This is a genomic window from Bartonella sp. TT67HLJMS (genome assembly GCF_042193375.1).
GTDB classification, from domain to species: Bacteria; Pseudomonadota; Alphaproteobacteria; order Rhizobiales; family Rhizobiaceae; genus Bartonella; species Bartonella grahamii.
In genome coordinates, this window is sequence record NZ_JBHILP010000006.1 from 1 (window position 1) to 11,398 (window position 11,398).

Annotated in this window: 13 protein-coding genes; 5 read left to right on the forward strand and 8 right to left on the reverse strand. The window is 38.1% G+C overall.

Annotation, left to right across the window (positions count from 1 at the left end; genetic code table 11):
* Positions 1-9: 9 nt before the first annotated feature.
* The 6 genes from ACFIJQ_RS04615 to ACFIJQ_RS04640 are packed head-to-tail and all read right to left on the reverse strand — an operon-like array spanning position 10 to position 4,533.
* Positions 10-426, reverse strand: coding sequence for an EexN family lipoprotein (locus ACFIJQ_RS04615; RefSeq protein WP_375628758.1), 417 nt, complete (start codon positions 424-426; stop codon positions 10-12).
* A complete protein-coding gene (locus ACFIJQ_RS04620) occupies positions 426-692 on the reverse strand; it encodes an EexN family lipoprotein (protein ID WP_273787721.1) in 267 nt (88 codons plus the stop codon). Before ACFIJQ_RS04620 ends, ACFIJQ_RS04615 begins: the two co-directional genes overlap by 1 nt.
* Before the next feature lie 24 nt (positions 693-716).
* The gene (locus ACFIJQ_RS04625) at positions 717-1,484 is read right to left on the reverse strand and encodes a type IV secretion system protein (RefSeq protein WP_375628760.1); all 768 of its coding nucleotides are present in this window, start codon (positions 1,482-1,484) and stop codon (positions 717-719) included.
* Complete coding sequence (locus tag ACFIJQ_RS04630) at positions 1,481-3,841, reverse strand: VirB4 family type IV secretion/conjugal transfer ATPase (protein ID WP_375628762.1); 2,361 nt, start codon at positions 3,839-3,841, stop codon at positions 1,481-1,483. The genes ACFIJQ_RS04625 and ACFIJQ_RS04630 overlap by 4 nt, the downstream gene beginning before the upstream one ends.
* Positions 3,841-4,164: a type IV secretion system protein VirB3 gene (locus ACFIJQ_RS04635; RefSeq protein ID WP_375617900.1), complete on the reverse strand. Its 324-nt coding sequence runs from the start codon at positions 4,162-4,164 to the stop codon at positions 3,841-3,843. The genes ACFIJQ_RS04630 and ACFIJQ_RS04635 overlap by 1 nt, the downstream gene beginning before the upstream one ends.
* An 18-nt stretch (positions 4,165-4,182) precedes the next feature.
* Entirely contained in the window at positions 4,183-4,533 is a 351-nt protein-coding gene (locus ACFIJQ_RS04640) for a TrbC/VirB2 family protein (protein WP_375628765.1), read from the reverse strand.
* A gap of 158 nt (positions 4,534-4,691) precedes the next feature.
* Between ACFIJQ_RS04640 and ACFIJQ_RS04645 the strand changes: the two genes are divergently transcribed.
* The 3 genes from ACFIJQ_RS04645 (at position 4,692) to ACFIJQ_RS04655 (ending at position 7,347) form a co-directional block, all read left to right on the forward strand.
* Positions 4,692-5,435 carry a nuclease gene (locus ACFIJQ_RS04645; protein ID WP_375628767.1) on the forward strand — a complete coding sequence of 248 codons (744 nt, stop codon included), beginning with the start codon at positions 4,692-4,694 and terminating at the stop codon, positions 5,433-5,435.
* 1,040 nt (positions 5,436-6,475) lie between these two features.
* Positions 6,476-6,619: a helix-turn-helix domain-containing protein gene (locus ACFIJQ_RS04650; protein WP_375628938.1), complete on the forward strand. Its 144-nt coding sequence runs from the start codon at positions 6,476-6,478 to the stop codon at positions 6,617-6,619.
* Positions 6,620-7,041: 422 nt separating this feature from the next.
* On the forward strand, positions 7,042-7,347 hold the full coding sequence (locus ACFIJQ_RS04655) for a hypothetical protein (RefSeq protein ID WP_375628769.1): 306 nt from the start codon (positions 7,042-7,044) through the stop codon (positions 7,345-7,347).
* A gap of 14 nt (positions 7,348-7,361) precedes the next feature.
* Here ACFIJQ_RS04655 and ACFIJQ_RS04660 read toward each other — a convergent pair whose 3' ends face one another.
* A complete protein-coding gene (locus ACFIJQ_RS04660) occupies positions 7,362-7,805 on the reverse strand; it encodes a hypothetical protein (protein WP_375628771.1) in 444 nt (147 codons plus the stop codon).
* Between the two features lie 3 nt (positions 7,806-7,808).
* Entirely contained in the window at positions 7,809-8,138 is a 330-nt protein-coding gene (locus ACFIJQ_RS04665) for a YqjD family protein (RefSeq protein ID WP_375628773.1), read from the reverse strand.
* 1,007 nt (positions 8,139-9,145) lie between these two features.
* Here ACFIJQ_RS04665 and ACFIJQ_RS04670 point away from each other — a divergent pair.
* Together ACFIJQ_RS04670 and ACFIJQ_RS04675 are read left to right on the forward strand one after the other, a co-directional pair.
* The gene (locus ACFIJQ_RS04670) at positions 9,146-10,030 is read left to right on the forward strand and encodes a MotA/TolQ/ExbB proton channel family protein (protein WP_375628775.1); all 885 of its coding nucleotides are present in this window, start codon (positions 9,146-9,148) and stop codon (positions 10,028-10,030) included.
* Complete coding sequence (locus ACFIJQ_RS04675; RefSeq protein WP_375628777.1) at positions 10,027-10,608, forward strand: biopolymer transporter ExbD; 582 nt, start codon at positions 10,027-10,029, stop codon at positions 10,606-10,608. Before ACFIJQ_RS04670 ends, ACFIJQ_RS04675 begins: the two co-directional genes overlap by 4 nt.
* Positions 10,609-11,398 lie beyond the last annotated feature (790 nt).

Genomic DNA, 11,398 nt, shown 5'->3' on the forward strand with positions numbered 1-11,398 from the left:
TATTCATGATTAATGACTGTCCTGTTGTTGTTTAGCGCGCTCTTCTGCTTCTCTTTCGGCTTGTTCTTTTGCTTTTTCTTTAGCTTTCCATTTTTCTAGTTCAGCTTCTTTTTTTGCTATTTCGGCTTGCCTTCTTTCATGTTCAGCTCGCATTTCGGCTCGATATTCTTCTAGCGCTTTACGCATGTTTTCGTTGTGTTCCCTAATTCTCTCTTCAGCTTTTGCTTCATATTCCTTTTGAAGTTCAAGTTGTGCTAATCTTAGGTTTTCACAATTTTTTGAAGTTCCTGCTAATCCACATTTAGCATTCCACTCTCCCATCAAATTTTTATCTTTTTTAAATTCTGCGACGCTGTAAGTTTTTTCACATCCAGCTGTGATGAGCCCTGTGCAAAGCAGCAATGTTGTTATGAGAACTTTATTCATTATTTATTGTCCTGTTTCTTTTCAGATTCTTGTTTATCGTCATTTGTCGAGCCAAAGCCTCTCCATTTTTTACGGGTTTCAAATTCAGCTTGCTCTGCATTTTTACAATTTTTCGAATTCAAATCCCCTGACGTCAAACATTTCACTAATACTTCTTCCATCAGTTTTTTATTTTTTTTAAGTTCTTCTACGCTGTAGGTTTTTTCACAACCAGCCGTGATCAGCCCTGTGCAAAGTAGCAATGTTGTTATGATGATCTTGTTCATATTCAAGCCCCTCTTTTTTCTCGTTTATTGACCACGCAGTTTTTTGGCCAAAGCTCTGTATCGTGCACTAAATTCTTCCGCTTCACGTTTTTCTGCCGCTTTTTCTTCCGCTTGTTGAATCATCATGGCAGCTTGCATTTGGAGTATTTTTGTTTGGAGGTCTGCTTGTACCGCTGCTAATTGTGCTTGAATGCCTTGAATTTTACCCGCATCTTTAGTACTTCCAAGTTCGTCAAGGAGCTTGGTAATGTTTTTTTGTGTTTCACTGGCTTCTTCGTAGACGTCTTGGCCTTTTGCCGCTTCTCCTACTATGCGCTGTTCGGCTTTTTTCACTTCTTGTGCGTAAAAAGCATCTACTGCTTCTTTTGATCCTGCACCCCCCGCGGGCTCTTTGTATAAGAGTTCTTCTTGCCATTTTTGCGTGTTTTTGCTGCCGCCACCGCCACCACCGCCGCCACTGCCCATCGATTGTTGAAAGTGGTTAAAATCAGAAGGAAGGGCGCCACTGCTCCCTTGCTTGTTAAACATGTCTTTCAATACCGAGATGTCAGGCTTGACATTCAAGGAGTTATATAATTGTTTCGCTTGATCGAGTTGGCTCTTTAATTGCTCAAGCTGTTGTGCACCTTGTTGAACTTGCTGTTCTGCTTTTGCAACTTGTTCTGTCAATTTTTCGTATTGCTTTATATTTTCCAGCAGTATTTTATAATCAAAGGGGCCACCTCCAAATGCATTTGCTTGAGGTCCAAAAGAAATTGCGCAAAGAGCTGTTGCCAATAAAAGTTTTTTCATTGTTTTGACCTTTCTTGAAAAATAGGAAGCCATTTTTCTGGAGATTCACCAACTTCATCCATAATGGTCTCTAGGAGTTCAATATTCTTGGTGGTGCCGCTTAAAATGGCTATTTCATCATCAAAGCCCCGTAAATTCAGTTCTGCTACAACTGAACTTTGTCCTTGTTTGATGAGAAAACGCCGTGACTCACGGCTTAATTCTGATTGTATCAGGTTAAATTCTCTGTCCGATAATTTAAAACCTTCTACATAATCCCCATGATTGCCCTTTTGATTGGGAAAATAAATCTGTGTGGGGCATTGCTCTATAATGGTGTGAGCAATGGTCGAATTAATCGCATCTTTGGGAGATTGTGTCGCAAACAACATCAAACCATTTTGTTTACGAATAGTTTTCAGCCTGTCTTGCGCAAAGGCTTTAAAGGAATCATCCTCTAAGGCTTTCCAAAACTCATCAATGACAATGATAATACGACGTCCATCAATCAGAGACAAAATCCTATGAAAAAGATACATCATTAAAGGTGGACGAATTTCATCATTGTCTAAAAAATCCGTCATGTCATAACCAATAAATTTTGCATCAATGCCAATGTCGTCATCAGGATTGTCAAAAACCCACCCTAAAGCATTGCCTTTACACCATCTTTCTAAACGACCCGATATCCCCTCCCTATGCGTGGTGTCAAAAAACATTTGTAAGGCAGAGATCGTCCGTTGTTCTTTTGGCAACAAGGCAAGCTGCTCAACAGCCGCCGTAATGTCTTGTCTTTCTGATTCACTGATCTTTTGATCTTCAGATGAAACAAGCTTTATAATCCATTGGCGTAAAAAAACTCTATCTGCTGGATTGTTATAGTCTAAGCCTTTTAGCGGTGCTATGCCTGTCGGTTTACCATTCTTCAAGGGCATATAAGTGCCGCCACCCGCTCTGACAAAAAGTTCTGCACCCCGATCTTTGTCAAAAAAGACCATATTGGGATCATGCTTTTGAAGTTGTGCTAAAAGAAAATTGACAATAACCGTTTTCCCAGAACCAGAGGGACCACAAACAAACGTATTGCCTAAATCACCAAAGTGAAAGTTAAAATAAAACGGTGAACCAGCAGAGGTTTTCATCAAGGCTACCGCTGGTCCCCACACATTGCCATCTATTTTTCCAACCGGAAAAGAATGAAAAGGAGAAAGCGCTGCATAATTGCGGCTTGTTATTGCACCAGAGCGGGTGCGATAAGCATAATTGCCAGGCAATTGTGCCCACCAAGCCGCCGCTAACCCTAAATCTTCCCGCGCAATCACAGCCCCACCATCTGTAAGACGAGAACGCGCTTTGGCAAGATTATCCGCTAACTCTTGCGGCGTATCAGCAAAAACTGCCAATGATAAATGATGCTCCCCTAAAACAAAACGATTGGATTCAAGATCATCAAGCGCATCATCTAGCTCCATAATTTGTGAGCCCGCACGGTCTCCTGCATTGACCATTTGGTTTTGTTTGCGCCCCATAATCTGCTTGGCAATGTTTTTGCTCTTGAAAACAAAAGATTGGGTGAAAATAAACTCAAAGGGAAGCGTGAGCAAACCATCCGCCATGCCTACCCTGGTTTTTGCTGGATATTCTTTCCAACCAAACATGCCCGCAAACCGCTGTTCCGCCTCATAGCGTATTTCTATGATCTCTTTTCCAAAAATGAGACGGTCTGAATAAACAGTCGAAGCTATCGTCCCCCACGTGAGGGGGATACGTTCACGACGACCTCCCACCAATTGGTGGATAAACTCACTTTGCTGCGAATAAATATTACCTTCATGTTCATAAAGGCTCAGTCTTCTTGCACCATAGCGCTCTAAATTTTGAATAAGATCTGTTGTAATATCTTCAAGCTTGCGAATGGACTCTGCATCAACTTCTGTCTTTTCTTGCTTGGCTTTGCCTAAACGTTTGAAAAACTCCACTAATTTATCCGTTTGATCAACGTGTGGATTCCACAAAATCGAAAGATAAAGATCATTGCGATAAAGCTCCTGTGAAACCATCCGCTCGCGATATTTATCATCTAATTGCTTGGCAAATGCCGATCTGAAAGTCCCATCCGGATAAACGGTTTCACGCTTTCTGATAATATGGCTATAAAGCGCTATCCGTTCATCCGCTATGTTTTTAAACAGATTATTGAGCTGTTCGTGAAGCACATTCAGATCAATAATATCCGCTGTCTCAAAGTTAATGCCTTCAAGTTTAATAACGCTCATGAGAGCGCGTGAATCCAGCGCAATGATATGTTTATTGACATGGCGCACATAAGGAATGATCGCCTCTGGCTGCTTTTCACGTTTGCGCTCTGTTCTATTCATTATAATTCCTCATAATTACGAATTAATCGTAATGGAGAAATACTTCCCCCACCCCATAGACTCGAATTTCTGGCAAAAATAGATGTCTTTTGCCATGTCAGAAGAATACGAAATTTATTATGGTCATGCTTTAGGATTTCCTTGAATATGAAATGCAGCATCACACCAAAGGTTAGAAGAAAAATATTGCCTGCCATAATGAACAATATCATCGTTCCTATCCCATTTAATCCCATAGCTTCCACCGTCACGCCTGCAATCATTGCAGGGCGCGTGCAAGCAAGAAATAACGTATCTTCTGTTAGCTTATCGTGCTCTTTCATGGCTTTGAAAGACAAAGTTTAATGGGAAAACATTGATACGATTTGCGTTGCACCCATAACAATGCCGATGCCAACACAAACAAAAAAAGCTTTACGCATTTCAACATAACCAGCAATCCATGCAAGCCCAATACCAGCAACCGCAATGGTTGCAATTGATGTTGCAATTTTTCCTGTTAAAGCTTCAATTATTTTATCAAGAGCAGTTTCAATTTTTCCGAAGCCGCCATCAGCAAATGCTGGTTCACTCAGTGCGATGAAGGCAATAAACAGCATCAATGCTGCTGTTAACCATTTCTTTTGTGCGTTGGATAGAGTAGTTTTTTGTAAGGTATGTTCATTAATGAACGAATTATTCATGTTTTTCATGAAAATTCCCCCGCTTTATGTTTAAGTTGATCATAAAATTAATATTCAAAATATTAATCAGGAATCATATAAATGAAAAAAATAAATTTTTCTATCGATAAATTAACAATATTTAATCTTTTTTTAGTTAATGAACAAAAAATATAGTAATATTCAAAATGATAATTTTAAAATATCTTAGAGCAGCGCCTAAATACATTGTCTTAATTTATATTATTATTTTGGGAGGCTTTTATTTCAGTCAACATACTGAAAAACTTATGCAATATTCTTTTTTTAAAGTACCAGAAAAGACAATAGAAAACCTTGTTCAAAAGCCGAAGTCACAATTGATAGATTATGCAAACCAACAAGATGCAAAACAACAAAATGAGGTATTTCATCCAGAACCATTGTCATCACAATTTTATGAAGAAAATGTGCCGGTTTATTCAGGTGCTATACAGGTTACAAGTGGTGTGACCTTTAAAATGATTACGCTTGTGGATGATGGATGGAGAAAAAAGATTATCCGTGATATCCGCTTATATGGTGTGGAAAGCTGTGAAATGAGGCAATTTGCCTCACGCAACGGAGTTAAGTGGCCATGTGGTGCTTTTGTTACTGCTTGGCTTGTCTCAAAAACAATCGATAAAAATGTTACTTGTCGGCAAGCACGTGTCATTCAACAGGTTCATTATGCACAATGTTTTGTTGACGGAGTTGATCTGGCACGTTTGGGGCTTGCAGAAGGGTTGATGGTGCTAACAAAAGATCAGCATAATTTTCCATCTCCAGAAGACTATAAAACTCTACAATCTGCTGCTCAAAAAGCACAAAATGGCTTATGGTCGAGCAAATTTCAACAACCAGAAGATTGGCGAAGAGATCATGGGAGCTATAATCCCATTGACCATTATTGATAAAGCGTCTTTTCAAGCGCTATTTAAAAATCAAGGCAATATTCCACTACGAACTTTATCAGAAAAAAGTTAATCATAGTCCACACAGTCCTTGGTGGACAACTCTCATGATGAAAAATTATTGTGTTTAAAGCTCGCGTATGCATATAGGTTGCTTACTACAGCGCTATGTAGGAGCGCGTTTCCTTGGCTATATGTCATTTCGTTTTGCTTTTTAAATGAAAAGCTCTTCGCTTCTCAAACTCTTAATAATCGCACCCCAATCATGACATCAGATCTGCGTTTAAATGAGAAGGCTAAAAGCCTTTGGGGGGAGAGGCAAGGGAACTCTGTAAAAGCACACCATGAGGCGCACGTGCCCTTGATCAATAGCCAAAAGGCTTGTCTTGTCCTTCTCATGCAGCTTTGAAATCATGATTAAAGAGAAAACTTATAGGGGGAATAAATAGCACTTTATAGGTATCATAGGTGTTAATCGAAAAAACTAGAAAGAAGATTGCAAACCCTTGTTTTATCGTGTTGAATATTTTTGCATCGCTTTGACCTTGACATGCTTTTTTTAAAGCTATCAGTCGTTTCAAATAGAGGGAAATATAATGGCAAAAAAATAAAAACCCAACGGCGTCAACAGAAGGGTTTCTAAAATGTCCGTACTACCTATACGGCGAATTAAATTCTACAGTAGTTCCTGAATTAATTTATCGTGATGCATTCTACAAAAGAAATTTTGTAGAATGAGGGTGTTTTTAACATTTTTTTTGCCTCTGTTATGAGGTTAAAATAATTATGGTTAACAAAATATCTGGAAGAAAGATAAATGCACATCATATAGAATTTAGAAAATTAGCAGAAACTGCTGAGATTGGTTCTGTAAGTCGTGGTCAATTGATTGGATTGGCTAGAAAATTAGAGAGAGCTGGTTTTATACGAGAGACAGAAGGTAAACTTCCCTTGGCTTTATTGAATACAGCTTCGACATCTTCATTTGAAAAAGGGGGATTTTTATCGTTTTTAAAAGTAATAAACGACTGGCGTTTGAAATTAAACGGGGTGAAGAACGTGTTAGTCGATTGCTTTCACGTCTTTATGATTGTGGTCTTGTTGTCATGCGGGATTCTGGTAAATTTAAACGCTATTCAGTGCGAAGCCGTAGTCATGGAATTATAACAGTTTGCGGGCTTTAATAGGATTGATTTACGTATTCTTGTTGCTCGATACCATGAACTTAACAAAAAAGTTGACGAAGTCCTAGAGTCTCAGAACAAACAAAAGGATGCTTTGCATTGTTTTCAAGGCTTGGTGCGACAAATTAAAGCTTCTTACGCAGCAATTGAATCTATACCGTTTACATCATTGTTTTTTTCTAGAATGCAAAAAATCATTCATATTATTGGGCGACGAGCTAAAGCTTTGGTAGAAAAATTGCACAAAGCAATAGGTCTTTTGGAGTGGATTTTACAACGTTTTTTTTTGGTAAAAAACATCAAAAACAAAATACAGGCATTTCGCTGACGAAATACACATAGAATATACAACCTCTAACTATGATTGTAATTGTAACAAAAACGAATGTTCAGATCACTCTGAACACACTCAAAATGCTAACATGACCTTTGGTCATGAAAAAAAGGCTTATGAAAAAATAGAGAAAGGCAGAAACGAACTATCCAGACCTTCAAAAAACACTACATTGCTTCCAATTAAACTAGGACTTCTAATTGAAGCATTGCCTCATGTTGCTATGTTCATGAAACATGGATTGCAATCTGAAAGAGATTTACTCGGATCCATGGAATTTTTAGCGAAAATGAAAGGGACTTCTTTTCAGGCACTTGAAGAAGCTAAAGAGACTATGAGAAAAGATGTGCTTTCTTTTATAGTAAAAGAAAGCACATTGGGGGGATTAGAGTGACAGTTTTACATATTTTACTTTGAAAAGCGGTCTTTTTTACCTTTTTTCCACAGAAAATAAGTTACAATTCCGAGAATGGGAACTTTCAATTTGGCAAAAGGGAAATGTTGACTGAGAGCTGCAAGGCTGGAAACGGTCGCATCTGTCATTAGTTTTTGGTGTTGTTCTTCTGTCTTTTTTTGTTGGTCATAGCGTTGATAAGCCTTGAGAATACGACTGATAATAAGACCTACTCCTGCAAGAGAAAGACAAATTAAAAACATGATACTGGCAGCGGCAAGAGGCTTCATAACAGAACATAACGCAATAAAAACGATGATACATAAAAAAAGCAAAGACATGAAGAATGAAATGCCAATAAACCCATAGCAAATTGCTTGAAGGCGTACTTTCTTGACAGTGCTTTTAAGCCCTCCGCCGACAAGATGGTTTAAAAGAGGAGTGATAAACTTATGCATTGCTTAACGACGCAGTAATTGAGAAAGAATAAAACCAACCCCTGCGGCAAACAAAACGCTTTTGCCAGGATTTTTGCGAACGCATTGATTCATGGTTTGTTCAAGATCACTGATTTTGTCTTTTGCTTGAGACATCATGTCTTCACCACTTTCTTTCGCTGAATGATATAGTTTTTCCGCTTTGTCTTTGGCGGCGTTAAATTTGTTTGCACCAAGATCTGTCAGGGTTGAGGTAATCCCTGAAATTTCAGTGCGTAACTTTTCTAATTGTCCTTGTAGGTCTTTTTCTTCTACGGCTGTTTTATTACGCTGTGTTGTTTTGTTCTGAGCCATGATATTCTTTCCCTCTCTTGATTCATTATATTCGTATTGGTGTGTTCATAGTGATCATTTGCATTGGAGTGAAAATTTTCACTGGTTGAGTAACGCCAAAAGTTTTTTTTGGTTCCTTTTATTTTGTCGAATTTAAGACTGTTTTTGATAAAATGAATCTTTCCTATATGATAGGCAATACCCGTAAAGGATCGCATCCGTTGAAAATTGTCTTATGCTTTTGCAGGAATTTAGCACCATTCTTCAGTTTCTTGTGGCGCAGTTTTTATAATAGTTTTTTAAAAGCGTGTTGAGGCTTATTTTTTAGGTTTGTGACAGATAAAAACACGGTTGTTGCGCTTTTGCGGCAGAAGTAATGTCATTTTTATGCTTTTGCAGAAGAACAAGAAAATAATATTGCTGTTCTTTACTCTCTATGTATTTGGGGGCTAAACGAGCTCTCCCATTATACTTTATATTTTTGGTAAGTTTAAGATATTGCGATAGCTCTTTTTTTAAATGTAAGGTATATTTTTATTTTGGGATAGGTGGTACTTCAGTGCACTGGTTGTTAGAGACGTGCATATCCTTTTCTTCAAGAGTTTTATGATATTTTTGCTGCTTATTCTTTGCAAGTAAATATTTTGTTGGGTTTAAAAGAGCCGCTGAAATGAGAGAAGCTTTGCGATATGAGGGATTCATTCAACAGAAACAATGATAAATTATTCTTATAAATTAAAATATTATATGCAATACTTCTTGCGAGTCTATCATTTTGCCAAATTTATGTAATAAATTGATTGGCTAAGATCAACTTGTTGAATTGTTAGAGAAAAATTTCTTGAGTGATTTCTTTAGAATAAGAGAGAGCTTGTGGAATAAAACTATACTTGATTTATCAAGTTTTCTTTCTTAAGAGGAATGCGAAAATGACGTTAAAAGGGTAGTGGCATTGTGAAACAGTGATGCTATGTGGGGTGACGATTCAGCTCATAAAAAAGATAAGACCATAAGAATGTGAGATAGAAATGGAATCTGAAACAGTACCTTTAGATAATATGTCTGCTGTATTGACAGCGCATGATTTTTCTCCTTTTTCTATGTTTATGGCTGCTGATTGGGTGGTGAAAGCCGTTATCATTATTTTGTTACTTGCTTCTCTTATATCTTGGACAATTGCTTTTGTGAAAATTATTGAGATCACTTTGGCAAAACGAAGAGTACGTCATGAACTTCAATTGGTTCTTAATGCTCAGACTCTTACACGTTTGGCAGCTGGCTTGAAAGAAAGCAAAGGGGCTGGTGTGTTTTTTCTCAAAGAAGTCCTTAAAGAGGTGTATCTTTCTACACAACAGGTTCATTTTTCTGCTCCTGAAGGGATAAATAAAAGCTCTGAGGAAAGAACCAGTGAAAGGGAAAGTGCACAAACGCTTGAAGACATTCTCTTTTATGAGGAGAGCAATCAATATGAAGATGTTTCCCGCGATGTTCGCGATGTTAAGGCTCGCGATGTTCATGAAGGTTTAAAAGAAAGGGTTCATTCGCTTTTGTCACGCTGCTTGTTGGCTGCTACACGCCGTGTTGCATGTGGAAGCGCTGTTCTTGCAACCATTGGCGCAATTGCTCCCTTTGTTGGTCTTTTTGCGACTGTTTGGGGAATTATGAATTCTTTTATTGGGATTGCTCAGTCTCAAACAACGCGACTTGATGTGGTGGCGCCAGGAATTGCTGAAGCCTTATTCGCAACGGCTATTGGGCTTTTTGTAGCTATTCCCGCCGTTGTTATGTATAATAGCCTTATGCGTGCTTTGAATGGTTATCGCAATGATTTAGGCGATATCGCTGCGGCTCTTGAAAGGCTCTTGAGCCGTGAACTCGATAAACAAAGACAACAGAAAAGTCATAAAAAATGAAAGCAAGCCTGAATAATGATTGGGATACAGACGAAAGTGGGTTGCAAAGCGAAATCAATGTGACCCCTTTTATTGATGTTATGTTGGTGTTGCTTATTGTTTTTATGGTTGCTGCACCTTTGGCAACATCTGTCATTCCTGTTCAGCTTCCTTCTATAACTCAAACACCTTCAGTGGTTCAGTCTGATGAACCTCTTTATGTTACTTTGCAAAAAGATCGTTCTCTTTACATTGGTGATCATCTTGTAGAACAGGCAGCTTTAAGAGAAGCTTTGTTGAGGGAAACTACGCAAAATTTAGAGACAAAAATTTTAATCAAAGCCGATAGCGAAATTGATTATGGTGCTGTCATCGATTTATTAAATCAAATACGCATGGCTGGATATAATAAAATCGGTCTTGTAGGATTGCAAAACTCTACCAGTCTTACCTCAAGAGGTGTGATCAATAATAAAACCACAGGGGTAGCGGACGCTACTGTCGATGGAGCGGGTGGTAACGTTGTGGGGCATGTGGATGCCGTAACAACGGGCACTGCGGTAAATGCTAATATTTCAGAAGCTGCCTCTGACCAGTGATAAAAAACAGCCTTTGTTGCAGGAAGCAAAGCATATTACTCAAAGTCGTAGAGTGAAATTGATGAGGGTTTTGTCGTGGATTTATTAAACCAAATACGCATGGGTTTGATATTACGCAGGGGGTTCATATATTGAATCGGTTTTTTAAGATTAAGCTCTACTAATCTTGCCTCAAGAGGTGTGATCGAGAAAAACAGCTGGGGTGGTTGTTGTGTGTCTTAATACATCTTAAAGCCCTTTTTGCGACGGTGTTTATAAATGGTATGACGGTAAAGCCCCCCGTAAAATAATAAAAAATCTATTGAACCTCACTATCTTTATGCTTAACAAAAGAGCAAGTGAGCACCATTATAGTATTTATATTTTCTCCCAATGTTGTGACAGTGCTGAGTACAAGTATTCATTATAGGTATTTTTCCATTTTTTATCTACATTCTAGCTACGTTTGGAATGTGAGAGATATATTTTTTATTGATGTAATATAAATAGATTTGCAATGACAGAATCTTACAGTATTGGGATTTCTTATTTAAGTTATAAGATAATTAATTATTATAAATCAATATGATGTATAGATTGTAGACATTACAAACGGTATGTGGGCTCTCAATGGTTAATGCCAATGTTTTTGTTATGGGGGAGGGGTGTCTGGTGATAACGAAGTTTTGTATAGCGCAAGAAACGTAATTGAGAGATGATTGTTTAGAGGTCCCGTTTAGTAAAAAACTTTGAGAGCACATGCGCACTCCTTCTACACTTTAAAAGCCCAAAGGACTTCCAGTGAAAGAGT